At 60.9% G+C, this 25,693-nt stretch carries 27 protein-coding genes; 5 read left to right on the forward strand and 22 right to left on the reverse strand.

What is annotated here, in order from left to right:
* Positions 1 to 15: 15 nt before the first annotated feature.
* The 8 genes from QP045_RS00250 to QP045_RS00285 form a co-directional block, all read right to left on the reverse strand.
* Complete coding sequence (locus QP045_RS00250) at positions 16 to 1,122, reverse strand: hypothetical protein (protein ID WP_422512948.1); 1,107 nt, start codon at positions 1,120 to 1,122, stop codon at positions 16 to 18.
* Complete coding sequence (locus QP045_RS00255) at positions 1,112 to 1,813, reverse strand: hypothetical protein (RefSeq protein ID WP_422512949.1); 702 nt, start codon at positions 1,811 to 1,813, stop codon at positions 1,112 to 1,114. The genes QP045_RS00250 and QP045_RS00255 overlap by 11 nt, the downstream gene beginning before the upstream one ends.
* A gap of 41 nt (positions 1,814 to 1,854) precedes the next feature.
* The gene (locus QP045_RS00260; protein ID WP_422512950.1) at positions 1,855 to 2,187 is read right to left on the reverse strand and encodes a hypothetical protein; all 333 of its coding nucleotides are present in this window, start codon (positions 2,185 to 2,187) and stop codon (positions 1,855 to 1,857) included.
* Positions 2,188 to 2,546: 359 nt separating this feature from the next.
* Positions 2,547 to 3,725: a hypothetical protein gene (locus QP045_RS00265; RefSeq protein ID WP_422512951.1), complete on the reverse strand. Its 1,179-nt coding sequence runs from the start codon at positions 3,723 to 3,725 to the stop codon at positions 2,547 to 2,549.
* A gap of 243 nt (positions 3,726 to 3,968) precedes the next feature.
* Positions 3,969 to 5,471, reverse strand: a complete 1,503-nt coding sequence (locus QP045_RS00270) for a hypothetical protein (RefSeq protein ID WP_422512952.1) — start codon at positions 5,469 to 5,471, stop codon at positions 3,969 to 3,971.
* 142 nt (positions 5,472 to 5,613) lie between these two features.
* Positions 5,614 to 6,744: an acyltransferase family protein gene (locus QP045_RS00275; protein WP_422512953.1), complete on the reverse strand. Its 1,131-nt coding sequence runs from the start codon at positions 6,742 to 6,744 to the stop codon at positions 5,614 to 5,616.
* A complete protein-coding gene (locus QP045_RS00280; protein WP_422512954.1) occupies positions 6,741 to 7,019 on the reverse strand; it encodes a hypothetical protein in 279 nt (92 codons plus the stop codon). The genes QP045_RS00275 and QP045_RS00280 overlap by 4 nt, the downstream gene beginning before the upstream one ends.
* Positions 7,009 to 8,046 (reverse strand): hypothetical protein, encoded by a 1,038-nt coding sequence (locus QP045_RS00285; RefSeq protein ID WP_422512955.1) that lies wholly within the window; start codon positions 8,044 to 8,046, stop codon positions 7,009 to 7,011. Before QP045_RS00285 ends, QP045_RS00280 begins: the two co-directional genes overlap by 11 nt.
* Before the next feature lie 246 nt (positions 8,047 to 8,292).
* On the opposite strand from QP045_RS00285, the gene QP045_RS00290 reads away from it, so the two are divergent.
* A complete protein-coding gene (locus QP045_RS00290; protein ID WP_422512956.1) occupies positions 8,293 to 8,778 on the forward strand; it encodes a hypothetical protein in 486 nt (161 codons plus the stop codon).
* A 56-nt stretch (positions 8,779 to 8,834) separates the two neighbouring features.
* Here the strand turns inward: QP045_RS00290 and QP045_RS00295 are convergent, their stop codons facing one another.
* The 7 genes from QP045_RS00295 to QP045_RS00325 form a co-directional block, all read right to left on the reverse strand.
* Complete coding sequence (locus tag QP045_RS00295) at positions 8,835 to 9,230, reverse strand: hypothetical protein (protein ID WP_422512957.1); 396 nt, start codon at positions 9,228 to 9,230, stop codon at positions 8,835 to 8,837.
* On the reverse strand, positions 9,217 to 9,699 hold the full coding sequence (locus QP045_RS00300; RefSeq protein ID WP_422512958.1) for a hypothetical protein: 483 nt from the start codon (positions 9,697 to 9,699) through the stop codon (positions 9,217 to 9,219). The genes QP045_RS00295 and QP045_RS00300 overlap by 14 nt, the downstream gene beginning before the upstream one ends.
* A 29-nt stretch (positions 9,700 to 9,728) precedes the next feature.
* Complete coding sequence (locus tag QP045_RS00305; RefSeq protein WP_422512959.1) at positions 9,729 to 10,964, reverse strand: hypothetical protein; 1,236 nt, start codon at positions 10,962 to 10,964, stop codon at positions 9,729 to 9,731.
* A 180-nt stretch (positions 10,965 to 11,144) separates the two neighbouring features.
* Positions 11,145 to 11,486, reverse strand: a complete 342-nt coding sequence (locus QP045_RS00310) for a MarR family transcriptional regulator (RefSeq protein ID WP_422512960.1) — start codon at positions 11,484 to 11,486, stop codon at positions 11,145 to 11,147.
* Between the two features lie 181 nt (positions 11,487 to 11,667).
* Positions 11,668 to 12,153 (reverse strand): dihydrofolate reductase, encoded by a 486-nt coding sequence (locus QP045_RS00315; RefSeq protein ID WP_422512961.1) that lies wholly within the window; start codon positions 12,151 to 12,153, stop codon positions 11,668 to 11,670.
* Positions 12,150 to 13,085, reverse strand: a complete 936-nt coding sequence (thyA, locus tag QP045_RS00320) for a thymidylate synthase (protein ID WP_422512962.1) — start codon at positions 13,083 to 13,085, stop codon at positions 12,150 to 12,152. Before thyA ends, QP045_RS00315 begins: the two co-directional genes overlap by 4 nt.
* On the reverse strand, positions 13,082 to 13,555 hold the full coding sequence (locus QP045_RS00325) for a hypothetical protein (protein WP_422512963.1): 474 nt from the start codon (positions 13,553 to 13,555) through the stop codon (positions 13,082 to 13,084). The genes thyA and QP045_RS00325 overlap by 4 nt, the downstream gene beginning before the upstream one ends.
* Positions 13,556 to 13,733: 178 nt before the next feature.
* Between QP045_RS00325 and QP045_RS00330 the strand changes: the two genes are divergently transcribed.
* Positions 13,734 to 14,321, forward strand: coding sequence for a cell wall hydrolase (locus tag QP045_RS00330; protein WP_422512964.1), 588 nt, complete (start codon positions 13,734 to 13,736; stop codon positions 14,319 to 14,321).
* 192 nt (positions 14,322 to 14,513) lie between these two features.
* Here the strand turns inward: QP045_RS00330 and QP045_RS00335 are convergent, their stop codons facing one another.
* Both QP045_RS00335 and QP045_RS00340 read right to left on the reverse strand, forming a co-directional pair.
* Positions 14,514 to 15,509 carry a lysylphosphatidylglycerol synthase transmembrane domain-containing protein gene (locus QP045_RS00335; RefSeq protein ID WP_422512965.1) on the reverse strand — a complete coding sequence of 332 codons (996 nt, stop codon included), beginning with the start codon at positions 15,507 to 15,509 and terminating at the stop codon, positions 14,514 to 14,516.
* A gap of 38 nt (positions 15,510 to 15,547) precedes the next feature.
* Complete coding sequence (locus QP045_RS00340) at positions 15,548 to 15,730, reverse strand: hypothetical protein (protein ID WP_422512966.1); 183 nt, start codon at positions 15,728 to 15,730, stop codon at positions 15,548 to 15,550.
* 280 nt (positions 15,731 to 16,010) lie between these two features.
* Between QP045_RS00340 and QP045_RS00345 the strand changes: the two genes are divergently transcribed.
* A complete protein-coding gene (locus QP045_RS00345; protein WP_422512967.1) occupies positions 16,011 to 17,300 on the forward strand; it encodes a hypothetical protein in 1,290 nt (429 codons plus the stop codon).
* Positions 17,301 to 17,427: 127 nt separating this feature from the next.
* Here QP045_RS00345 and dnaN read toward each other — a convergent pair whose 3' ends face one another.
* From dnaN to QP045_RS00370, 5 genes are all read right to left on the reverse strand, one after another.
* Positions 17,428 to 18,531 carry a DNA polymerase III subunit beta gene (dnaN, locus tag QP045_RS00350; RefSeq protein WP_422512968.1) on the reverse strand — a complete coding sequence of 368 codons (1,104 nt, stop codon included), beginning with the start codon at positions 18,529 to 18,531 and terminating at the stop codon, positions 17,428 to 17,430.
* A 72-nt stretch (positions 18,532 to 18,603) separates the two neighbouring features.
* Positions 18,604 to 19,227: a 5' nucleotidase, NT5C type gene (locus QP045_RS00355; protein WP_422512969.1), complete on the reverse strand. Its 624-nt coding sequence runs from the start codon at positions 19,225 to 19,227 to the stop codon at positions 18,604 to 18,606.
* A gap of 68 nt (positions 19,228 to 19,295) precedes the next feature.
* Positions 19,296 to 20,222, reverse strand: coding sequence for a 3'-5' exonuclease (locus QP045_RS00360; RefSeq protein WP_422512970.1), 927 nt, complete (start codon positions 20,220 to 20,222; stop codon positions 19,296 to 19,298).
* Positions 20,223 to 20,253: 31 nt separating this feature from the next.
* Positions 20,254 to 20,553, reverse strand: coding sequence for a hypothetical protein (locus QP045_RS00365; protein WP_422512971.1), 300 nt, complete (start codon positions 20,551 to 20,553; stop codon positions 20,254 to 20,256).
* A 93-nt stretch (positions 20,554 to 20,646) separates the two neighbouring features.
* Complete coding sequence (locus QP045_RS00370) at positions 20,647 to 21,198, reverse strand: hypothetical protein (RefSeq protein ID WP_422512972.1); 552 nt, start codon at positions 21,196 to 21,198, stop codon at positions 20,647 to 20,649.
* Positions 21,199 to 21,306: 108 nt separating this feature from the next.
* Here QP045_RS00370 and QP045_RS00375 point away from each other — a divergent pair, with 108 nt between their 5' ends.
* Positions 21,307 to 21,819, forward strand: coding sequence for a hypothetical protein (locus QP045_RS00375; RefSeq protein WP_422512973.1), 513 nt, complete (start codon positions 21,307 to 21,309; stop codon positions 21,817 to 21,819).
* An 11-nt stretch (positions 21,820 to 21,830) separates the two neighbouring features.
* Entirely contained in the window at positions 21,831 to 25,652 is a 3,822-nt protein-coding gene (locus QP045_RS00380) for a hypothetical protein (RefSeq protein ID WP_422512974.1), read from the forward strand.
* Positions 25,653 to 25,693 lie beyond the last annotated feature (41 nt).

The following is a 25,693-nucleotide window of genomic DNA, read 5'->3' on the forward strand; positions in this document are numbered from 1 at the left end:
AACCGCGCCAATGGTCTACTGGGCTGCTTCTTCCCACGGATCTCCGAGGCGCGCTTCAAGGAAACGCCTCTGAGTGTCCAGATCGTTCTGCGCGCTGGCGGCGTGACGGGCCATCGTCGACGTAAGCGAGTTCTCGACCAGCTCTAGGGAGGATTGCGCCATACTGACAGTATCGGGGCGCGTGCTTTCCGATGAGGTGTCGAAGGCGGTGACGAAGCGGCGCGCGAGATCGGGGAGATGGCGATCGACAAGGGCGCGCGTCTGAAAGATAGTCATCTCGTCGAAGTGACGCGTGTCGGCGGCTTCGAAGCTGGCGACAAGGGACCGCACTCGTTCCAGGACGGTTTGATCATCAAGCCTCTGCGCCATCGCTGAGAGCAGGTCACCGCTAGCGATAAGGTCGGGGGTTCGACGGCGAGAGAGCCTCTTTGGCGAATTCGAAATGACGTCTACGTGTATCCCGCGGTCTTGGAGCACGGTTCGCCAAGGCCACATGAGCGAGCCGATCCTGCTGACTAACTGGTTCGGCGTGGGAGGCGGCTCAATTCTGCCAGACAGAGCGCCTATTAGCCACTCCAGAGAGTCCTGGAGGCCACGTGCTGTACGGATGGGGCTTCCAACCCAATTTAGTACGACACTGTCGGGAATCCCGCGCAGCGGAGCGCCGTTCAGTTCCTCAATCAACGGCGCGGCCCTCAAGCTAGCTTCCATGAGCTTGCGACGGCCTTCTTCGGTCTCGTCGGCGACAGCGTCGTGCAGGGTCTCCAAAGCCGCAATCAACTGCTTTGCGACGGGCAGCGCCTCGTGCGCGAGGACCTCGACGCGGTGTGACGTGGCTACGGTTTCCTTCCGCTTGAACACCCTCAGCGTAAGAATAACGGCTCCAAAGACGCCAGGCGTGACGGCAAAGACTAGGGGCTGGATGGACGTCGCAAGGCCCGTAAAGAGCTGGTACCCCCAAGCGCCGCCCCAAGCCGCCCCGAAGCCGCCGAGACCCAATCCCCAGCGTGCCATGCTGCGCATGCTCTCTTCGTACTCTTGTCGAAGCCGTGCCGCTAGTTCGAGCTCCTTTGGTGTAGCCGGGACCTCGATGATGCGGACAGGAAGGTGGTCAGGCTGCATCTGTTGGCGCTTTCTTGTCGTGGCTCGCTAGGTACGCGTTGAAGGCGTCCAGATCGCCCGTCGGGCATGTGTAGGAGAGTTGGCGGTGCCGGGGGCGCCCGCGCGGAGTGTATTCGAGGGCCGCATAGCCAAACCGCGCTCCGGGATAATGAAAGGGAACTCGGACGGCGCTGAGGAGAGATATGCCGTGCTGATCGATAAACTCGGCACCCGCCCGGGCCCTATAGCTATCATCCCGATCGACTGGTTCGGCATCGGGTAAGCGTTTCAGGAGGATGCGGGTGAACATCGCGACCGCGCGAGCCCGCATCCGAGCGCGCGTCTCCTTCTCGAGGCGGTCATCCTCCTGACAGCGAGCGGTACAGTACACCGCACCGTCCTGGGTGCCGATGACGTCGCCGGTCGTCCAATTCTTGTACCGATCGCTTGCGACACACTCATCGCTTTCGAAGTGGCGGTCCGCCATGTCAGCGTCGATCCTCCGGCCGCAGCCGCTACACTCGAAGTGCCAGCCGTTGTCGATCATATCGCTGGCCGGAACTTCACCTCCCACATACCTGTCAGCCCAAGCTGCACGACGGCAGGTAGTCTCGTAGTCTTCGCCACCGAAGTAGCGATCGCGCGCGAGGCGACGGGCCTGGTCCGGACGCCGCGCGAACACGACGCCTCCGGTCCATTCGTCCGTCTCCATCACGACGTAGGCCTTGAGCCTGGTAGTCATACGAAACCCCTTTAGCTGGCGGCGAATGGATCGCTGCGATTGAAGCGATGCTCGAGGAACAATCCGTGCGCTTCCAGCGCAGCGATGTCGCCGCGGATTAGTTCGTCTTGTTGCGCAACCAGCTCCCGCTCGAGCTTACGGAGATCGTGAGCGATCTGCTCGTTCGGAGTACGTCCGTTCGCTAGCTTCCGGGAGGTGCGTACGCTCTGGGGGAGGGCGAGGTACGTGCGAATAGTGGTTGGAATGTAGTCGGTGACCGCGCGCCTGACCGTTTCGGCCGCTGGGTCGTGGTTCTTCGCTAGGCGGGGGTAGATTTCCTCCAGGCTCGAGATGATGTGGTTCATCCTTTCCGTCGTGTTTACGTCACTGACGCTCCTCAGGGATTCAGCCAGTGACCGAAGATGGTCCAGTTCCGGGAGGGGTGGCGCAGGAGGTGGAACGCTTGAGCCCGTCCTGTTCGGGCGCACTATGCGGTAACCCGACCACCCCATGCCGCAAAGCAATCCCGCAACGACGACGGGGTGGGATGTGTTCAGCACGCCCGATTTGCTCACAATGGAGAGAAGCGTATGGCCCAGACCCATGCTCGCGAGGGCACCCGTGGCGCCGATAAGCCATAGGTCCGCGTTACGGATTACGCTGTCGAGCCCAAATCGCCTCCCCGAGGGCGTGCCGGTCTTCCTAGTGCTTAAGCCCATGATGGTCATTGTCCGTTGTTCCCTGCTGCACTGGCAGCCTGCCGTGTTCGATATCCCTCCAGGCGCCTCAGGTAGTTCTGCACCTCTATCTGCTGTCGCCGCGCATCCTTCTGCGGGTCGATGACTGGTCGTACCGGCGGCAGGTCGCCGTTCGGATCCAAAATGATCGCCGGCGGAGCAGTACTGGACTTCCAACGCATTGCTGGCGGCTGCACCGCGGTCTCACGTGCCCTGTTTTTCGCCGCAATCCGTGCGATCATCGTCTCGATGATACGTCCTTCGGGCATCTCGAGGATCGTCTGGAAGTGGGAAGGGGGTCGTTCGGCACCGTCGGCCCATCTTCCGGGAACCTTGTCGCTACCAGCGACCCTGAAGCCATGTCGGAGAGCTATCTTACGTGCTTCCGCGCCGTCTAGGATCTTGCCAACACGCCGCCCCATGGGTGTGTGGGGCACGAACGTCTGCGGCGTTACTACCGTTTCGCGAGGATAGAGGACCACCAGGTCTGCCGGAGCATCAACTCGGTTGAGGAGCTGGATTGCATCCGCCTCGCCCACAAGGAGGAGCGGCGTCCTTGAGATGCCGAAAGACACGAACTCGTTGATTGCCTCTTGGCTTGTGACCGGTTGCCGGCCCAGCTGAAAGAGCGGAGCGATCTGATCTGCGATCAGATTGGCTTGGACGCTTGAGAGGATGTCCCGTCCGCCGTTAGCCGCCAGAGCTGCGACAGCAAGAAACATGGTCGTAGTGCCCGACCGCCTTAGATCGGCCGCTCGGATCTGCAGAGGGCGAGCTGATGTCCACCCGTCCTCAGGCACAACCTCCGACCAGCGCTTGGAAGCGGCCGCGCTCTCCATGAGCGTCGTTGCGTCGAGTGTGCGCCACCTGCCGGTCCCCTGCACGATGCCCGCGCGTGAGAGTGCGTCGGCAGCCGGCCCCCAAGCCAGGATGACCGGGGAGGTGTATAACGGCGTTGGCGCTGACGTTGGCTGGATCGCCAAACTCGTCGGCTGGATGCCCGATACCAGAGCCGCGGTGGCATCGTCTTCGAGCCACGAAAACGCGTGACCGGCCTCCGATGCCGGAACTCGGATCATGTCACGCCCTGGGCCCGGCGCCGTCTTCACCAACACGCCGTTGCGCGCAAACAGCGCTACCATCTCCGGATCGGCCAAGATCGCCATCTTATCCGGTGAAACTCTGCCCTCGACGATTTCAAGCTGCCGCGCCGGGGATCCTTGCTCAGCTTTTACCGCAGGTGGCCGATGTACACGGGTTGTGGTCTGGCTCTCAGTCAGGCCTCCAGCGCAGAGGAAGAACATAAAAGCAGGTACGAGACGGCCCAAGGCGTCCTCCTAGTTCATCTAATTGGCCGGCGCCGGCGCCGGGCTACAGGTCGGTATGTCGCGACTAAGCCGAACGAGCGATCACCGGACCTCCTCTCCGAGGACCAATTCACGGCCGAGGACCAATTCACGGGGAGCCTGAGGACGCAGACGATCTCGAGGCGTCGGACGGTTGGCTAGCCACTCGACCAACGGCGTGAAGATGTACTTTCGATCCACCGCGCTTTTGGCCGCGTACGTAGTGGCGCCCTCGGGCAGCGCTATCGTGATCGCGCCATCGTGGGCGATCGAGATCGACGCTTCCGGAAAGCGAACGGTGATCGCTTCGGCGCTACTCTCAAGTTCGATGCCGTTGGCTGCCAACAGGCGGGATCGCGCCATTGCCAGGAAGTCTTCCATCGGGAATCGCATGACGTGAGAAATACGTGGGAGGTGTGAAAGGAGACGGTTGGAGACAGCCTGCCAATCAGCTCGGATCGCTGCCTCCCACGCGTCGCAAGCGGCGACTTCCACTGCTTGCAGCATTCCTTGCTCACAGACGTCTGCCGGAATTTCCTCGACGGGGACATCGAAGTGGCCGGCGATTTCGCCTCGGAGCGTTTCGGCGGTCCAACCGAAACGGGCGACGTCTTCGGCAGTTGCTGGGCGGAAGTCGGCTTCGATCTCGACGTCTTCGCCACTTCCCGTCCACTTGGCGTCTTGAGCGATCCAAAGGCCAAGGTCAGGGTCGTCCATGCCCAACAAATTCACCAATGTGTCATCGCAATCGTGGAAGGTAAGCCCGCTGGTACCGAGGAGGATGGCGCCACGATGATCGCCGTCCTTGTATCCGAAGACGAGGGCCTCGTTCGGCTGCGTGCGCAACGCTGCTCGTTCTTCTTCCTGCACGATCTCGTACAGGTCCTGGAAGGGGCCACTGTGGTAACTTCCCGGAGAAAGGCTGGGCGGCAACCAGGAACCAAGATGCTCGACGGTGCAAGCAAGGATTTCGACGACATGGCGAGCCTTGTGGACCGGCAGGCCGTCGACGATCGAAGCTTTACCGGGCCATACGACGATCAACGTGCCGGCTCGAGTAAAATCCTCTTCGGGGCGAGCGAGCCGCACCAGGTGCGACCAGATGGCAGCATTGCCAACCGTATAGTCAGGAGTTGCCTCGTCGCACGAGTAGATGCTGCCCTTGCCGCGCTCGTCCTTACTCGGCAGCACAGGGAGAGCGTAAATGCAATCGTCCGAGACTGATTGAACATGCAGTAGCCAGGGTTTGTCGCGAACACCTTTCGAACGGATCCCAACCGTGGCCATTGCGAGACGGCGAAGCTCCTCATCAGACGCTTTAGGCACAGGGCGCGTCCAGATTACCTCGGACGGCAAAACAAGGCGCCGCGATGAATAGCTGTCGCCGCTGCGTTCGATGCGCCGCTTGGTCCCTACGGGGTTCAGGAAGAAGAGGCCGTCGGTGTCCTCTTCGACGATGACCACGTTGAACTGACTTACGTCTGCCAAAGAAGCACAGATCCCCGACAGGCGGCGACCCGTTACGAGACGGGCGCCTGGTACGATATCTTCTAGGTGAACGGTCACAGGGATCTCCGGTGGCGAGGTTGAGGTGTTCGGGGGGCTCAGGAATTCGGTGGCGAGCCGGCGTTCGTGCGCCTGCGGGCTGCCCCGATAGCGACTGGTGACGGTCGCCGACCGGTGCCCTGGGAGGTCGGTTTGAGGCGTCTCAACGCTCTTCGTGAAAATGCTCGAGAGGGCGGAGCCGCTTCGGAAGCCGCTGGCCCGCGAGGCTTTTACCCTTCCACGCCATCCGCCTCGATGTTCGGATCGAAAGCTGTTCTATGGTTCGATGCACGACCTCCGCCACGGCAAGCGCGACGGGAAGCGCCATCATCGCTGCTAAAGTGCTCCCGACCCCTTTTGCGGATAAAAGGATCGAACTTGCGACTACCAAGGGGAAGTGAACCGCGTAAAAAGGATAGCTGATCTTCCCTAGCCACCCCACAGGAGCACAGGTTAGGAAAGCGCGTGCTGCGCCTCCGCGCACCGCCAGGATGAGTAAGGCGGCGCCGACGCCGGAGACATACCGCTGCCAGACATGAAGCACGTCAAGCAGATACCGGCTGAACACCAGTAGAAGGCCGATCATAAGCGCAACCTTGAGGGATTTCCGAGGCAGGTCAGCCGCATAGACTCTGACAGCCACGCCAAGCACGAAGAGTGGCAGGGTCATGAATTCAAGGCGCCCCGACACGTACCAGAGGATAATCCAGCTGGTGAAAGCAGGGAGTAGGAACAGCCTTCCCTTTTTCCGGACGCCTGCCACCGTGACCGGGATCAAAAACGAGGCGTACATCTCCATCACAAGTGTCCACAGGGGCACATTGAACCGGTCGGTGTCCGGCATTGGAAACGTGAAGGTGATGAAGCCGACCCAATCCTGCCAACGAAGCGGCTGATCCATGTTGATCATGCCGACGAGCGGATCCTGCTGCATCGGCACAATGAGCGTCCGAACAGCTAAGCCCAGGGCGACACCGACCCACGCCACCGGCATGAGGCGTACCCACCTTCGAGCTAGAAATGAGCCGATCGTCGCGCCATCGATCTTCACTCCCTCGAGGCTGGCGGCGAGGACGTATCCGGATAGGACGAAGAACAGATCGACCGCCGGAGCTCCCAGATGCCACATCGCGTACTCGAGATCGTTGGGCGCCGCTCCCCCTTCGCGGGGGAACCAGGTCATCATCGCGACATGGCTGAAGAAGACCATAAGCGCGGCGATGCCACGCAGGCCGTCGAGAGCACGATCACGCGTTGTGCCGATCAGCGACAGGTTGACGGCTTGCCTGGTCATGCGGCGTTGTTTGCTGCGGCCGGGGCAGGCTCACGCGGGATGGCCCGGGGGATAGGATGGATTCCTTGCCCGTACTCGTAATAGTGCGTCGGATTGTACCCGTCGCGTACGCATACGGCGACTGCTGCGGGGAGGCTCATCGCGAACCCGGTTCCGTGTGCCAGTTCGATGTGCTTGCACCCGTCTTCTGTCTCGAGACTGAGATAGAACGGGGCCTGGAGCGTCTCGCGGTCAAAGATGATGCATTGAGCCGGGAGTTCGCTTTCAAAGCGCATGACACGCTCCATGCTCGAACATATCTGCCGACGGGATCAGGGAGAGCTGTTCTTCGCCGTCGATATTATTGATGTCGACGCAATCGTCGGCGCGACGATGCCCCACGTCCAGGTCCTGATAGAACCGCCGCCCCGCGGTCTCCAGCTGGTCTCCGGATGTCAGGTCGAAGAAGGCCAGCCATTCCTTCATGTCGGAGCGCTCTTCGAGCGGGACGCCGGATGCCCAGTCCTGCCATGCCATCAGAGCCTCGGGCGCCGAATTGATGATGTGGTCGATCTCTGAGGTGGGCAGTAGCTTCTGTTCGCGGATGTACTGGGTCATCGAGCCCGGTTTCGGCGTGGCGCCGTTGGTGCCCTTTACGGCCTTGCGCCATAAGCCCTCGGTCGTGCGCAGGCGCGGGGCTGCACGAGCCTCCATGAGTACGATCCTGCGCAGCAGCGAGGGAGGATAGTCACCTGAGTTGTGGAGCTCGTGAGGCTTGGTGGCCGTGCACATCCAGCATGCGCTCTTTGGCGGAACCGGCAGGCCAGCCTGGCGGATGCGTTCCTCACAATCAGCACGCTTCCATCCCCACTCGCGCAAGGGATAGCGGTAGTGGTAGCGATCGTCGGTGTATCCTTCTCGCTCGGCATAGCGCCGCATGTCGGCGGGGGAGCAGTCGTAGCCGATGAGCTTCGTCACCTTGCCACCGGCCTCCCAGATGTCGAGCGCCGGCTTCCAGGATTCCGTCCACTTGTTCTGCGGAGCAATCTTCCACTTCTGGCTGCACGAGCTGAAGCCGAATGCGATGCTCGGGAGGGTGCCGTTGGTGAAGCAGTTCTCGTCCAGAGTGCGGTACGGCGGATAGTTTTTGTAGCGCTGCGGCTGGTAGCGGACCACCGTTAGCGGTACTCCGCGGTCTTCCAACCACCGCCCGAATAGCTCGAGGTAGAGATAGGTCGTCGGCTTCTCCGAGCCCGTGTCTGCGAAAAGGACGTGGTCGATGATCTCAGCCCCCTTTTCGACGTGCCGGCCGCCCTCGATCATCTCGATAAGGTAGCTCGTCGAGTCGACTCCGCAGCCCCAGGCTGCCAGCACCGGAGACCGGTTTGGGAGGGCGCCAAACATGTTGAGCTGCGGCGCTCGTACGGCGCCGGCGTCTGCCATATTGCTCATTGCATTCTTTCTGCAGGGGACGGGGCCAGTGGGCCGTCCTGTTCGTTATAGGATGGTATTCACGTATGGAGAAATCCCTGCTATCAAAGTGACAGGACAACGTTTCTGGATGACATTATGCGCATCGTCGCCTTGCTGCCGCTCGTGATCCTCGTCTCTGCCTGTGGCGGAGCGACCGAAGCTGAGAAGAAGACGGAAACGGTTTCCGAGAAAGGACAGTCGGTTACCGCCGACCTGCCTCAGGGCGTCAAGCCTTCAGCCGAGGTGTTGGCGACGCGCAAGATCTCTGGTGTGTGGAGGTCTGCTCCGGGCGTTCTTCAGGATGCGCCAGAACAGATCGTGCAGCTCGAGATCGCGTTCGATAAGAGCTTCATGCTGACGCTCTGGGGGAAGGATCCGAAGAGCTCCGGCGAGGCCGTGTTTGCTCGGGCGGCCGGCAAGATAGGCAACACCAAGGACGGCATCGCAGGGTCGGTCGTCGACTCCAAGCCAAGTGGCTTGAGCAAGATCTCCACCTGGAGCGCGAAGCTTCGGGAAGACGGAGTGATGTTGTTCCACCCGTCGGGAGGCTCTCCGTTGGAGCTAACGCGGATCGCAAACTGATTTAGTTCAAGGCTGCCCCTCTCGGTTTCCCAGCCGGAACGAGCCCGACAGATTGATTATGCCAGGATTGTGGCGAGCGCCTCATCCAGGATGATCAGACTGTCTCGCGCCGATGGTAGCAGTTTGCGGAACCTCGCGTCGGACAGCGCATCGATATCGCGACAAGCCGCCCGAGCAGCTTCGAACTCTTCAATCGGGATGCCTTCGTACCTGTTGAGGTACACGATGATACCCGTGCCGCGTGAACGTAGGTGCTGCAGATCCTGGAGCCGCCAGGATCCGGTGTCGCGCCGTCGGGCTACTTTCCCGGCCGCGACGCCGACGCGGACTAGGTGACAGCCTCTCCCTCCGCGCATGCTCGCCTGCTCGATCGTACCGACATGCAGGAACGGCTTTACCTCTGTCAGCGGTTCTGTGCTGCCGTGCCACCATTCCCCGTCAAGCTGCTTCATGTTCAAATATCTCGTATCCGGCGAGCGAGGGTCCCGGGTGCTGCTCTAGCGGTTCTGACCAGCCGAGCGAAGACGGGGGGCTGGCCTTGGCCCATGTCGCGCCGGCGAGGGAAGCGTTTGCGATCCGTGCCAGCGTCGCGGGCGGCGGCAGGAAGGCACGAACGAGCCCGAACCATGTGCCATACACAACGGACGGGTCCAGTGCGTCGCAGTAAGGCGCAAATCCGGTTACGTGCCAGTCTGCCTTGTCTGGCTGAAGCGGGCGGCCGCTACGGAGGATATCGGCGATGCGATCAGCGTCCTCCAGAGTTGGCCCTTGACCGGGAGGGTGGCGCACCACGACGCCGGCGTCGAACATGCTGGGAAGGACCTCAAAATCGAGATCGGGCCGAACCTTGCTGAAGGCTTGCCCCACCTCCTTGATGGTAAGGTTCTCGAAGAAGGCGACCTCGTCGCGCATGCTGGTCATAGAGGTCTCCTTGCTTATGGGGCTCGGGTTCACCGGGTATCGAGCGCGGGGGAGGTCGGGCCGACGATCGTGAGAGAGGATGGCCCGGTCCATCGGACCGGGACCTGTAGGCGTTTCCCTGGCTGCAGGAGGTCGACGAGACGGACGTAATGGCATCCTTGGACCATAAAGCTGATCTCTCTTGTCGCTGCGCTGTCAGGGATGGTTGCCTTTCCGCGGGCGTAGGCCCGGGTACCACTTCCGAGGTGTGCGACTGCCACAACAGTCATTTCCTGAGTGGACATAGGCCGGGTATTGTCTCGAGCCTCTAGAGCATTTCCATTTTTCGGGTGCTCTCGTATATCTCCACCCTGTTTCCAGACAGAACAGACCGGCAGTGCTCGATCGACGTTGAAGACGCCGCGCCCAGCCGTCTCCAGGTCTGCCAGCATCTCGAGTGCCGGCTCCGGTAAATCAATTTCGATCGGCTCATGGTTCTCATGCGGGCGGGGGCGAAAATATGCCTGTAGGAGCGGCTGGAAGTCATAATCGTCGAGCAGACGGTTGAACCTCTCGCAGTACTCCATCTTGATCCGTCCCATATCATCACGATCGACGTAGGTGCGGCTTGTGAATACGCGCGAGGCCCACACGGTCTCTGGTTTCAGTTCAGGATGCGCGATCGTCATGGAGTTGAAGCGGCTGAGCAGCGGTCGCCGCGCGATCGTCTTGCCGCCCTTCAGAACCGTATGCTGGGCTAACGGCATGCGCTGCGCCCCGTATGAGTTCCAGTCCGTGAACAGGCGTCCATCGAGGATCATGAGACCCGACCCGAACGGAATCGCATGGTGGTGGTAGTCAGCCGGAACCGAGGGCTGGATGTGTCCTACTTCCGCAGCCACTGCGATGGCGAGACCACACAAGGTCCTCAGCAGCTCGTCCTCCACGGTGTGCGCGAAGGTTGTGTGGTGGCAATCGGCCCTGGCGTAGAGACGCTCCAGCGTGTGCCGTGTGATGGCCAGGTGGGCTGTTGCCATGCTGTACGTCAGCTTGTTCTGGGACACCTCCAAGTCGAGGCGGCGAACGATGACGACGTCCTCATCATATGAGGGGCTCCCGTCGACTGGATAATTTCTGATCCTGGCAGCGATCGGTACGTAGCCGGTGGAGTGGCAGGCTGGCTTGCCCAAGACAGACGTCCAGGTCTCGATGAAACCGAACCCACCATGCTCTTCGACCAGGCTCTGGTGATCGGCTACCACGCCTTTGATCGTGGCAGCGTTCATGGAACGTCGCGTGGCAGCGCAGGCGCGGTCAAACCAACCGCTAGAAATCGGCCCGGCGAGCCTCTCCGTCTTCTCTCGAAGATCCTTTAGGTACGCACGTACGCCGTACCGAGGCCCGACGTTTATCATCGGAGCCTCCTCTGGCGTGGGTTTTTTGATTTAGGACGGAGGCCTTTTGCCTCACGCCATTATGGCGAGATCCGGGACCCCCTGTAGAAGGCGCCCTACCAGCGCCTGTCCCTTTGGGGTGATGCTCACGGTCACTCGATTGCGGCTCTCAGGAAGGCGCGCCCTTCGAACGAGGCCATGCTTCTGAAGTGCGTCGATGGCACGAGAGGCAGCGGCATCGCTGACCTTCAGCGACTGTGCGATAGAGCAAACCGCATCGGGCTTGTTTCGCACTGTGAGCAGTACGGCGGTCTGACGCATGGTCAGCTCGCATTCCTCCTCGCGAACATGGTGACAAATCGCGAATGCGAGCATGTCGACCGCCTGGGTCTCGATCTCATAACCGTCGCGCAACTTGATTCCCTTTAGCGGAGTTTCTGAAGTTGCGCCGACCGAGCGGGGACGGTGAAACCCCCGCACTCATCGTGCAACAGGCCGGGAAATGGTCCGAGGTTTGTCAGTCCGGTCATAGATGAACATTTTAGGATTGATGGCTGATTTTGTCCAACATGTGGCGCACGATTACGGCAAAAAGTTACGCGCGGCGTTCGTAGGTAAGAAACGTGCAAGCGACCGCACCGTCCTGGACGACTTCAGCGCGCGCCGTCTCGGTCCAATCCGTCAGGTCGGGCTTCCAGAAGACATCTGCGGGGTAGGTCCCTCCAACCCTGGTAAGGAGGATCCGGCTCGCCAGAGGCAGGAACTGCCGATAGACATCGGCACCACCGATCACCATCAATTCATTCGTTCCCCCGGCTTTCACCGCTGTTTGGATATCATGCACGACCGTCACGTTGTCCATGTGCCAGGCAGGGTCGCGGGTTAGCACGATATTGTTGCGCCACGGTAATGGCTTCCCAAGAGTCTCGACGGTGCGGCGCCCCATGATCACCGACCGGCCTCGAGTGACGTCCCGGAAGTGCTTCATATCTTCCGGGATGCGAGGCCAGGGAAGGCCGTTGCCGGCGCCGATGGCGCCGGCATCATCGTGGGCAAGTACGAGGGTGATCCGAGGGTTCATACTGCGACAGCACCCTTGATCTCACCTTGGTGCTCATAACCGGTCACGACGAAATCATCGATTTCATGGGCGAAAAAGTCGTCCCGAGGTTTGATATCGAGTTTCGGGAATGCCGTTGGCGTGCGCGATGTCTGCAGCGCGACCTGGTCAAGGTGGTTGAGATAGACGTGCGCGCAAACTGCGTCCATGACCAGTTCGCCTGGCTTAAGTCCCGTATGCATTGCGACCAGCCTGAGCAACATCGCGGCCTGCGCGCAATTGAATGGGCCGCCCAACCAGAGATCCCACGATCTAAGGCCAACAGCTAGACTTAGGCGGTCGCCCTCCACCTCGAACTGATAGGTCTTGTGGCAAGGTGGGAGCATCATGTCGTCAAGTTCGGAAACATTCCAACCCTCGAGAATGATGCGACGCGATGACGGGTTGTTGCGAATGGTGTCGAGCACCGACCTAACCTGATCGATACCTCCTGGCACTTCGCGCCAGAGGCCGTCGCCAGCATCCGGAGCCGGCTGATACTGGCGCCAGCTACGCCACTGGACGCCATAGGCTCGGCCGGAATCCGCCCAGCGCGCCGAGAATTCGGGGTCGTTCAGGATTCTTTGCTCGAATTCTCTCAGGTCGATGTTGTCACCTGTGGCCTTCACGTATTTTGCGTGAGGCCACTCAGTCCAGATCCGAACCTTCTGGCGCAACAGCGGCTCTATGCTGGGAGACCCTGAAAGGAACCACAGCATCTCGCGAAATGCGGTCTTCCAGGAGACGAACTTCGTCGTGAAGATTGGCACGGATCCGTCAGAGAGATCGAAGCGCAAGGTGCGGCGGAATCTCTGCCGCGTGCCGACGCCAGTGCGATCGGTCTGCTCGTACCCCGTTTGCACGACCTCCGTCAGAAGATCGAGATATGCCTGTTCCTGGGGGTTAGCGCTCATGAGTACCCTCGCATCTTGAAGAATTCTTGATTGTGGATCCAGCGCCCGTCGTCGAGGAAGCCCCACTCCCGGATTTTGGGGCCGGTGAGGAATAGGGTCCAGGTCGGCTCTTCGACCAGGATACGATGCCGTTGCTCTGCCGTTCGGAAGACCACTGTCCCTGGAAGGCGCTCGAGCACCTCGGTTTTGCCGGTGGAAGTTACAACCTCCTCGTATCCGGTTCCCTTGAGCCAGATGCTTAGGTTGTCCCAGGGATGGTCATGATGCTGCGGATCATAGTCCGACCTCAGCGTGTGGTGGAGGTAGACATTTCCATCGTCCGTCGATCGCTCAATGTACCACCTCTTCATGTAGACGTCGGTACCGTTATCGAGGATCTGACTGGGATCGGAAAGCGCGACGTTGTTTAGCAAGGGCGCTGATACCGCTTCCAGCAGGAATTGGGGAAGTCGGAAGATCGTCTTCATCATCTAGGTTTCCGTGAACGAGCGGTCGGAAAGGCGAACCATACGCCCAGGATGTATCCTCGCATCTGACTCGGGCTGTCTCCCCCGAGCAACGGCTTGCCTCACTTTTAGGATGAAAGTGTTGCTTATAGGATGGTATGGGCTTCAGAATGCTGCATCGTCAACAGCAGATGAGCTACCTATGCGTTTCCTCACGGCGGCAGCGGCCCTTATGGCGGTGTCTACTCCGGCTCTAGCGATGGATTTTGCAGCGACTTCCCGCGCGATACCGCCCGCTGATGACCAGGACACCTCTGGCACGAGCTCTGCCGCAGAGCGGATCGATGTCGATCGCGTAGCTCCCCCGGCCGTGCCTTTCGTGGGAAGTGAGGCACCTCGCCAGTTCCAGGCGAGCACCAGTGCCAAACCCAAGCACGACGATGCCCAGCAGACCTGCGTCGCACAAGCCGTTTACTATGAATCGAAGGGCGAGCCACTCAAGGGGCAACGAGCCGTGGCAGACGTCGTGATCAACCGTACCAAGCGCCGCGGCTTCGCCTCAACCCCGTGCGGCGTCATCCGACAGCCTCACCAGTTCACCAATGCCCACCGGTGGGGCGTGCCGTCGGCGGCGGATCCGATCTGGCAGCGAGCCAAGGAAATCGCGCGGAACGCTCTGGACGGCATCGGCACGGTGTCGACCGCTATCACGCACTTCCATTCGGTGGCGGTGAGGCCAGGATGGAACATGCGTCGAGTGGCCTCGATCGGCAGGCACGTTTTTTACTGATCCTCCGGTCCGTGCCTTGGATTGGCGCGCACGAGGCGTTTGCCGCACCATAACACAGCCCCATGGAGCGTTGGCGACGAGGGCGCTCCATGGGCCGATCTAAATGGCGGCCGCAGCTCTCTTGTCTCTGGAAGAGGTGGAGATCGGCGGCCGGCCTCGTACGCGCGGCTGGAGGATGCCGAAGTCGCGTGCTTAGCCGGCGACCTGCGGTTCAGCCGTTTGCGGAAGGCCCTGTTTCCCGGCCCCCTTCGAGCGACGATGGGTGGTCTCATGTGCAACAAGAAGGCCAACGGCGAGCAAGAATGGCCCGATGTGGTAGACCAACCGGAAGAGGATGAGGGCGGCAATTACCTCAGCCTTATCCACCCCCGGTATGAGCATCACCACCACAAACTCAAGAACGCCTGCGCCCCCTGGCGTGTGAGTGATCATCACGGTGACGAATGCCGCGACATACGCGACGAGCACTTGCGGATAGAGCGAGATGTCCACCCCCGGCATGAGGACGGCCAAAACCGAGGCGGCAAAGAAGAGGTCAAGAACGGAGAGGCCGCATTGAGCAACACCCCTCCGCGCAGTTGGGAGAGGAACGCGCCACCGGCGAAAGCCCAGCTCCTTCACGCCACGCGAGAGTATCGCGAGATACAACGCATTCAGGCTGACGATCGCGATCCCGATTGCTGCCTGCGCTCCGTGGCCGATGCTGTAGCCGGCCAGCGATGCTACATCGGGGATAAAGACCAGGCAGAGTCCGAGCATCAGCAGGACCCCAACCCAGAATGAAACGCCGGTGAGCACCGTGATCTTGGCGATATCGGCTACATTCAAGCCGGCGGCGCTATAGATACGGAACCGTGCGACCGCACCGGTCAGAACGGCAAACCCGAGATTGTGGCTGAGGTTGTAGCTGACGAAGGATGCCTTGGCGGCCTGCCTCCAAGGCAGGGGACGACCAATGGTCTTGAGTGCAATTACGTCGTATCCGGTGAGCACCAGATAGCTCGCAATCCCGAAACATGTGGCAATCGCGATCCTTCCCCACCCGACGCGGGACATAGCCGCGCGGATCTCGTCGAAGGACACCTCGCTGAGAACCTTGGACAGCCCGTGGAAGGCTGCGGCCATGATAGCGACCATGATGACCACGCTCAGGGCGGTCTTGAGTGGGGATGAGGTCGAGGATGCCATAGACGGCATTGTAGGATGGAATGGGCGCGTCGTCACTGTCATGTGTGAACGTAGCCGTCCTCTTCGATGCCGTAATAGATCCCGCCGATGGTCAGGCCGATCCAGTCGAGCGATCGGGTTACGCGGCGGCGGAAGTGACGATAGTTCGGCGATCCGTCCGGGTTGCGCTTGAAGAGGCGAAGGATCGCCAATCGCTGAGGTCGAGTGGTCTTGCAGATCATAGGAACTCCTTCGGTGTATGGCAGGCCGTGCATTGCAAACAGCCGATCAGATATGTCGTTTTGCAGAGATCCAGGGCGTATAGGTATCTCGGCACACCGCGACACCACGCGACGAGATCCGGGCCATCTGTATTGATGGCTGGGTGCCGAGGCTTAACCACTTTACATCGCGCTGGATGCATTCAATGTCGCTGCTCAGGGGGAGAGCGTGAGAGTGGCAGCTGACCAAATCTATCTTGGACGTGCCGACGCAGTCGGGCTCGAAGCTGACGGGGTAACCGTGATCGACCTCGACGAAGCGCTTTTTGACGCAGCGGCCGATGCGACGGAGATCACCGTGCTCGGCGGCTACTATCAGAGGGAATGGCTAGTAGGGCTCTTTAGGAACCTGCCAGCTCGCCGCCGCCGGGCCTGCAAGGTGCGGATCGCAGTAGGCTCCGATGCCACGGTGACTCTCCCGCAGATCTTCCGGGACATGCAGGATGTGCGTGAGCGACTGCATCGCCTCGGCTACCGTGACATAGAAGTGGCGGTGGTGGGGCGCTCCCCTGTTCATTTTCACACCAAGCTGTTTCGGTTCCTGCGAACTACCCGCCCGTCGTGGTTTGTTGGGTCGGCTAATCCCGGCAGCGCCCGGCACGAACTGATGGTGAGAATAGCAGGGCGGCACCCGGGGCTCTCGAGCTATATAGAAGCCGTCTTCGCTTGTGCGCAGTCTGTCGAGGGGGTCGTGCCAAAACCCGCGCCGGCGACGACCATTCGGGAGTTTCTTCTGGATGGGTTCCTTTGTCACCGTCCGCCAGCGCAGCGGCTGTTTACGTTCGACGCCTACCGGCTCTCGCCAGAAGATCGGAGGCGGATTGACGCTCGCCTCGGCGAGGGCAGTGGGGTTCAGCACGCAAGCCCAAAGACAGAGGGCTTCGGATTCGGGCTCCGTAGCGCGCTCGCTCTGCCAGTGGAGGACGACGTAGATGGCGACAGCGCGGAGACGCGAACCCGCTTTCGGTCCTTGGGCATGGACACGCTCTTCGGCATGTGGATGCCGCGCGTCTACAAAGAAGAGGCTGAGGCTGCGGTGAGGCAGCGAGAGGACAGCCGGTGCGCTCGTCTGGCCGCGATCGGTGAGGCGCTGGTGGCAGAGGGAGGGAGAGCGCGCGCGTTCGATGCCTTTCGTGCCTACGTGGAATCGATGGATCAGTATCTGAGCGACCTTGGGATCGAGATCAGGCCGGTCCGCGATCGCGACGCCGCCTTCGCCCGCTACATCACGTCCCGCACGCAAAGCTTGTCCGATCCCGCGTTCCAGCGGCGGCATGCCCGGCTGATGACGTTCGCCCCGATGTTCGACGTATGGCAGGACCCCGCCGTAGCTCCGAGGTTCGTGGCGAGCTTCTTTGCGGATTTGGCCTGGCGCTCTTCGCCAAGCGTCACCAGGCGCCCTCGGATCGTAAAGTCGATCATCGAGGGTATGGATGAGGATGCGGAGTGGCAAACCGAGGATGAGCTACGGGACGCCTTTGCTGCGCGTCTTTCGAATGAGCCGTGGTCCGATGAAGAGTGGATATCCTGAAAAGCACTGGGAGCAGCGAAGGCTCCAGCAATGGATATCAGGCTACAGAAGGTGAGCGGACAGTTGAGGTTTAAACAAACCTGAAGCTAAGCCGCCCAACCTTACACTTCACAACTATGACCGCCAGCTACACGCGCATTGGCATAAGAATAAAAGTCTTCTCACGGTCATCGTTGGCCGCTTCCTTCTGCTTGATGAGGACTGGCGACGACTCATCTCCGAAGTGGAACTCCACTTGATCCGTGGAGACCTGGCTCAGGATGTCCTGCAGGTAACGAGCGTTGAAGCCGATCCGGAGTTCGTTTTGGCATTCTGCCGAGATTTCGTCAGTAGCAGTGCCGTTTTCCGGGCTGACCACGCTCAACTCGACGGCAGTGTGGCGAACGTTCATGGTGAGGGCGCGGGTCTTGTCGCTTGAGACGATCGACACGCGCTCCGCGGCCACCTTCAGTGAGGACACGTCCGTCAGCATCACCTTGTCGTTGCTCTTCGGGATGACCCGGGTGTAGTCGGGAAACGTCCCGTCAACGAGCTTCGAGGTGAGAGTGACCTCGCCCAGGTCGAAGCGGATTTTGGCGTTTGACAGGTGGACCTGCAGAACCCCATCCACTTCGCTCAGCAGCTTGCGGACTTCGGCGACCGTTTTGCGCGGAACGATGATGCCGTTCACGTTCTGCCCTTCGTAGGCCACCGCCGACAGTGCCAGGCGGTGACCATCGGTTGCTACCGCCTTCAGCATCTTGTCCTCTACGTGGAAGTAGATGCCGTTGAGGTAGTAGCGGGTCTCGTCGCCCGACATCGCGAAGCGCGTATCGTCGATCATCTCCGACAATTGGCTTGCGGTGATATCGATCTGGTCAGGAAGATCCCCGGATGCGATGACTGGGAAGTCATCGACCGGGAGTACGTTCAGCTTGAAGCGGGACCGGCCGGCGGTGATGATCAACTGAGATCCCTCGACGGCGATCTGCACGCGCGACCCGTCAGGCAGCTTGCGAACGATGTCGGTCAGGGTGCCGGAAGCGACCGTGGTCGACCCTGCCTGTTCAACCTCCGCAACGACGTGCTCGGTTATCTGGATGTCCAGGTCCGTAGCGGTCAAGGTCAGTCGGCCGCTATCGGCGTGCAGCATCACGTTGGATAGGATCGGGATGGTGGTCCGCTTTTCGACGACCGAGTTTGCGTGGGTCAGCGCGCGTAGCAGCACCGAGCGATCGATATTGATCTTCATTTCTGTGTCCCTTTCGAAGGAAATTTTTCGTGTAATTATGAGGCGCGCTTGGTTCCCAGCGTCCGGCACTTCTTACTGTCCGGCGGCATCTTGCATTGCCAGAATGTGATCAACTGCCTCGGTCACAGAGGGTAGGCACAATATGTCCGGGCGGGTCGCCGAAAACAGGCGGCGGGCGTCTCTGCCGACCGGCGCGTCAAGCAGGATGGCTGACAACCCGGCGTCGACTACCCTTTCGACTTCGTTGTAGCTGTCGTCGATGAGGACCGTCGCACCACTTCTAACGCACGCCGCTGTTTTACACGCGGCATAGGAGGTCTTCGGGTCGCTCGTTCCGACAAAGTGGGCCGGAACAGGCGGAAAGTCGCGGCGCAGCCACTCGAGCGTTGCTCGAGCAGTGCTGGGGCCGCGGCGTGTGACGTACGCCTTCAGGAGCCCTGCATCATAGAGCCTCCAGGCGGCCTCGATTGCGCCAGGCATCGGCAGCGCGTCACGCATTACCTCGTCACGCTCCCAAAATGCGTGATCTATGCGTATCCGCGCGTTAACCGCAGGATCGGGGTGCGAGAGAGCGTTGTGATAGACGAAGGTTTGCACGATCTCCTCAGCCGGCACCCCCAAGTCGTCTGCCAGGACGACGCGCGCCTGGCCAACGAGGTCGCACAGAACGTGATCGAGATCGCTAGCAACCTTCATGTGTTCTCCTTGAGCCGTGGCAGCTGCCGGTCGGCCCCATTTCATCCGTAAACGGATGCTACCAGATTTCAGATCTCCGTCGCTACGTTTGTCGCTTCAACCCGGGTCGAGTATCGTGAGAAGGCGCTGACCCGGGAGCATAGTGGATCTCGCCTGCCGCGATAGACCTCGTTCCGGAGGAACGTCAGCTCGGCTTCTGCCTCCTCCCGCAGGACATCCATTTGCCAAGCCTTCTGCGGCTCGCGTTCTTGACCCGTCCAACGGTATCCTCGCTGTTTCAGGAGGTCCTTGGCTTCGAACGGCGCGCCGACCGCGCTGATCCTGATCTGGGTGCGGCGAGCGCGTTCAAGGAGGAGGGACATGCCGCTGCGCCCGGAACCGGGCAGAGGCCGCGCCAGGAGCTCGATCGCTGCGTGGCAGTCGGAGGTCGCCCTGTGACCGGTGTGGAATAGGCCCGACTGCATCAGAAGAAGACCGAGCTTCATCCCCTCGAACCCTTCGGATTTCCAGTCGATCTCAGTCATGGTGCAGGCCCAGCACTTCGACACGAAGATCGGCCAGAACCGCTCTACCATGGGTCGGTCGTACGCAGCGTTATGCGCGATGATGAGATCAGCGTCGCCGGCGAATTCCTCTACCTCCGCGGGGTCGATCGTAGCGCCCCGCACCATCTCGTCTGTGATCCCCGTCAGCTTTGTAATTTCGGCCGTGATCGGGGAGCTCGGCTCGTTGAACCACGAGCAGACACCCAGCACACCTAGAATCTCACCTTCGGGAGAGTATGCAAAGGACACCATTCCAAGTTCGAGGATCTCGTCCTTGGAGATGTCGATCCCAGTTGCTTCAACGTCGAGCACGACCGCTTTCTTGGCGCCCAACGGCATCCGGGTGAGCAGCGGGCGCTCTGTCAGGCGGCGCAACACTCGATAGTCGGGGTGAGCGTCGAGGAGGCGTGCAGCCTGCTCAATCTCGCCATGTGCTTGGTCGATCGACATTACGGTCTCCACAACTGATCCAAGGGCAAGGTCACGCCGCCCTTAGCTGCTGAGTGACGTCTTCGAGCACTTTCTTGCACACGAAAGTATTGCTCTGAGAGTACACGCCTTCGAGCATCAGGCTTCGCCCGGTGTACATGTGTGGAACCATCGCTTCGAAGTTTCCGCCGTTGACGAAAACATTGAAAGGCATCTCGGTGCCGTCGACGCTTGTCGTGCACCGGAGAGTCGCGCTCTTCACACCATTCTTCTGATGCCGGTGATCGACGTGGAGGATCGTGAACACCGCGCTGCTGCTCTTCTTGCGCTGCGCGACTGGCTTATAGGACATCTGCTTTTCCTTGATACAATACTTCGACTCTGCCCCGCCCCGCTTGGTCGACGCGCACCGGCCGGGCCGCGGGACGTTGCTCTCTTTGGCGCTTTAGGCAGCGGCTCTCCGGACACGTCCGGCGCATGCTTGCTCAAGCGCCTTCCCCATTGCTTCGAGAGCGCGTTCGGGCTCGTCAGGGCCGATGCCGCCAACTTGCACGATGACGCAGCGATCCTGGGGGTCGCTACGTGAGACGAGGTGCGTCTGGTAGGCATTGAAGTATATAAGAGCGCCGACTTCCAGTCGATGGTGGCGGTAGGCGTCTTCGGTTTCCCGTACGAGGAGCATCTGATCGCCGTCAACGTCCACGACTGCGTTCCAGCAGTGTCCGTGCTGATCGGGGAAGTCGCTTAGCATGTGGCGGTCACTATGCAGGTACTGTGCCCCTTTCATTCCCAGCAGCGAACAGGCGTCGCCCAGGTCGACGAACCATGCTCCTTCGATCTCAGGCGGGCGCTGGTTACAGGCCCAATGACCTTTTCGGCGCGCCCATTCGAGCCCCTCCCATCGGTCGGGATCAAAGGTTAGGCATACAGAAGGTGGCAGGCCTCGGGCATAGGAGAGTTCGTCTTCGTCGTCGAATTCGAGAGGGCTGCTGAGCACTTCTGCGTTCTCCTGTTCAGAATTGGTTTTGGGTGAGGTGGCGCTCTTTGACGCGTCATCCTATAACCCATCCGTAAACCGTTTATCCACGTCAGGTGAGCTATCGTCATGAGCGCTAAGAAGGGCTTCTCGAAGAAGGAACTCGCGGACCAGCACGCGAAAGTCGCGGAGCTCGTCAAGGAAGAGGGCAAGGTGCTCGCTGCGATCGAGCGTGCGGAACGGACGCTTCTGGAAAACCGCGAGAAGCTCAAACAGGTTCAACGTTCTCGCGCCGCTGAGAACGCCAAGCTTGATCAGGTCATCCAGAAGGGCATCAGGGCTGCAGCGAAAGGTGACGCGGACCAGCGGGCTGCCCTCATCCAGGCTCTCCTGCTCGGTGCGGACGGCGAAGACGGTGATCCTGAGCCTCAGCCGAAGGAGCAGCCGGGTGCAACCGGGGCGAATGTAGCGGATGACCAGGGGAAGGGGACCTCCGGCCGGCAGGTAGCTCCACCTGCCGCACCTGGAGCAGGAGGCGCGGCTTTGCCCCCCAGCACGTCCACCGAAGCCGCGGGCCTCGAGGCGAGCCAGTCGCCGGACGGAGCCCCGATGGGCAACGATGATCAGAACAAAGCCGCCTGAGGACACTGCAGATGAAGCATTCGAATGTGTCCGCCGAGATGCGTGACAAGTCCATCGAGGACGCTGACCTCGGCGTTGCCGGGTGGGCGCGGAAGTCCGTCCGTCGTGTGGCGAAGTTTCGTGATAAGAAGGACGGGTACGGGCTTGTCGGCGAGATAGCCATTCGATTTGCACAGATGCTCCTTGGCCTTGCCGTGTTCTGCGTCGCCAAGGCAACTTTTGGCATACCCTTCAACTTCGTTTCCGGCGTCGCGCTTTTGGGCATGCTCGTCGGTTCGTCGTTCGGGGCCGTCCGGTTTTCCCTCTTCTCGCTCCTCTACTGGGCGGTTGTCGGAGCGGTGTTTGGTTTTGCGTTCGGAGTATGGCCGCTCAGCCCGTCGTGGTGGTCGGCCGCAGCCGAAGGCTGGGAGAGCGGCGAGGCAGTGCCAAAGGTGGTGGTGGGCGGAGCTGTGATCGCCACTATCGTCTGGGTGGCGGCTGGGCGCCTGGCTTCGAAGGCACTGGGCAAGGCCTTCGTCAACGCGCTTGAACTCTGGACGTTCAAGCGCAGCGAAGATGTCCGAAGACAGCGGCAGGAGGACGTCCTCTCGGAGTTCGAGAAGGTCGGGGTTAGCCGCGCCGAAGTAGACGATCTCGCTCGTCGCAGTGAGTTCGACGGGCGACGCGCCGTTGTTTTCGGCGGGGTTCGGGCACGAAGCGCACAGACAGAAAGTGAAGCCGTATCCCTCGCCAAAATGGAGCCGTCGGAGGCCGAGCCGGATGCCGATGATGCTGCGCAGCGAGTTGCGGATCTGGCTGGGCATGTGGACAGCCAGGACGCCGAATTGCTCGCTGGATTGGCCGATGGTCCCGATCTGGGCGCAATGTTTGGCGGGACTCTGGCCGTACCGAACCCTGTGGAGGAGTCGGCTGGTGCAGTCTCACATGAGGACGAGGTCGTCCTGCATTCGTCCGACTCCATGGATCTGGCCGGTAGTAGGCAGGAAGATGAGCCCGGTGTGTCGCATGCGACCCTGATGAGCCCATCTACGGCGCTTGCTGACATTACCGAGAAGGTGGATGCGCCGGCTCCGATCGTTTCTGCTCCTCAGGTGAATCCTGAAGCATCGCGTGGGCGCAGGCGCCGGGCGCGCGAGGAGCTGGGCAAGATGATTGACCTGTTTGCGGTCATGTCCCGCGAAGCCCAGGTCGATGTCTTCGTGAACATCAGCAAGAACAAGCTGATTCGTCTGACCGACGAGGATTATGAAGAACTAAGGACCCTCGACGGCGGCGAGGTTCTGATCACTCTAAGCCAGGACCTGAAGCTTAAAGACCAGGCGCGCGGACGTAGTGCCGTGAAGCCCGCCGAGATGAACGCTCGGGCGGAAGGAACCATCATGGGGAGCAATTCGAACATGGCCGACAGCGACAGCAATCATGGCCTTTCATCTGCAGGGGCGATGCTTGTCGATGCGATGGAGCATCTCCGCGGTGCTGCTTCAGGCCGCGTGCCTTTGGGGGCTCCGGCACCGCATGCGTCGACCACCGAGGCGCATGTCGAAGGCGATGCCGAAGACTTTGAGAAGGGCATCCTTCAACCCGCTCCGGTCCGGACCTCGGCCGTAGCGGCGCCTTCGAGCGGAGAACGTCCGAACGAGATCAGCGCTGTCACCGCCGAAGGCGAAAACGTCTCGTTCGAGGTCGCTATCCCCGGGAATGAAAGCAATGAAGCTGAAATGAGGCGCTATCCCACTCCGTATGCCAGCGCGCGGGTATCCATCCTCGGAAACAGCGCACTCGCTGATAAATTGAAGATCGAGAAGCTGCGTGAACTGGATCGCCTGCAGGGGGTGTCCACAATCGAGATGTTCGAGGGGGATGACATCGTCTCTCTTCTGAACCTGCCGCCAAAGGTTATGACCGCGCTGCGGGAAAAGGTTCGTGCCTTGCTCGGTGAAAAGCCGTCGGACATGACCCGTCTCCAGACCCTCTACGAGAAGCGCGTCGAACTGGTGCAGAAGGATATGTTCGAGCGTCCGCACGAGTACCAGCGTATTCTCAGCGCGTTCATGGCCGCTGCCGGAGACATGCAGGAACTAGTGGACCGGGTGGACACGCCGCAGGCTCGTGAAATCCTTGAGAACTCGATCCGTCTCGATCCATGGTTCGAGCAGAACCTTACCGGCCTGCGCGCCGGCCGCCTCAAGACGGCTCTGCCTCTGCCCGCGAAGGGTCCTGGCGTTCTCGATCGCTTCTCAGGAACCGTCGATGCGGCGATGCGTGGGGCTGGCTTTGCAGGCACAAACCCCCAGGCTCCGCCCGCACCCCAGGAGCCTGCTCCCGCTAAGGCGCCGAAGCCGTCGGATGTCGCCGTTGACGCTCCTACGCGGCGGGTTAACGTGCCTGAGCCGGCACAGGAGCCGCGTGCGGATGCCCGCACTTTCCAGAAGGGCGTGGATGGTCAGTGGACCCCTGATGCTCCGAAGGATTCGGACGTCTTCAACAAGGAGATGGCGGAGCATTTTGCGATGATGGTCCAGCGTAATGCGGCGATCAAAGCTGATGAACGTCGCGAAGCGGAAGCGGCCGCAGAGCTCGCACAGCGTGAAGAAGCTGAGCGCGTCGAGCGTGAGCGCGTGGCCCTCGAGCACCAGGCTCGCGAGAACGAAGAGAATGAGCGGAACCTGCGCGTCTCCGCGTTTTTCGCTGGCCTTCCTCAGACGGATACTGGCCCGTTCGTCACGGTGTTACCGCGTCGTTTTGCCACTGAGGAGATCATGGCAGCGATCGCGAGCATCGCCGACGGTCACGCCATTATGTCGCGAGATCACCACGAGTATGTTGCTCAGAAGATCGCTTTCCTCAAGGACTGGGAAGCTGAGAAGGGGTCGCAGCCGGACGTGGTCGACGAGCTGTCCGCTCCAGGGCAGAAGCTGCAGGCAGATATCAGCGTCCGCAATGGTGAGATTGCCCGCGATCTCATTGCACGGGTAGCCGTCGCGTGCGGGCTGACCGAGGATGCCATCGGCGATGAGCTGAACGCGCGACTGGCAGATGAGCAAGAACGCGAGTTCGTTCGCGCTGTCGAGAAAGTGCGCCTTCGGGGCGAAGAACTGCGCCGCCTGGTTGAGGCATGGAACAAGCGCAGGATGGCCGTGGTCGCAGAAGAAGCTCGCGATGAGGTTCGCCGACACATGAGTGAAGCTGCACCGAGCGATCCAGCGCCTTCTCAGGAGCTTTTGGACCTGCAGGCTCGGCTCGAGCAGCAGGAGCGAGAAGCCGAGGAACTGCGTCGGGCGAATGAAGAGGCTGCAAGGCGGGCGGCAGCGGCTGAACGGAGCGCTGCAGAGCGGCAGGCGGCTGCCGATGCCGCTATCCTTACCGCTGAGGGATTGGCCGCTCGGGTCCGGGAACTTGAGGCGTCGCTTGCCGACGGCGGTGCGTCGAACACTGATGACGAGGAAGGCGGTGTCGAGCAGGATATCTCGGAGATCCTGAGCGATCGTATGCGCCCCTTCGAGGCGAGTGTGGATCTCAAAGCATATCTCGGTCGCAATGACCGTGAGGATATGCTCGCCATCGATCTGCCGGACGCGATTGTCGAAGCAAATGAGATCACCTTGGGCGAGCATCGCATGCCGCTTGTGGAGGGCATCAAGCGGGGGGTCCTCCGCCCCGCCTTCACTGCAAATCCGATGATGGACACGGTTGCGGTGCTGCTGGTGACCAGCGCCCCGCTCGCTTCTGATTTCACGGCGGCCGCTCTAGGGTCGGATGCGTCGCGCCTGATGCTATGCGCGCGTGACTCCAAACGGCTGGACCGCATCCTCAAGGCAATGGGGGCCGCGTAATGTGGGGATTGCTCTTGTTGGCAGCGACCTCGGCCGCTGCT

The sequence above is a fragment of the Sphingomonas sp. 3-13AW genome, from assembly GCF_049311085.1.
Taxonomy (GTDB): Bacteria; Pseudomonadota; Alphaproteobacteria; order Sphingomonadales; family Sphingomonadaceae; genus Sphingomonas.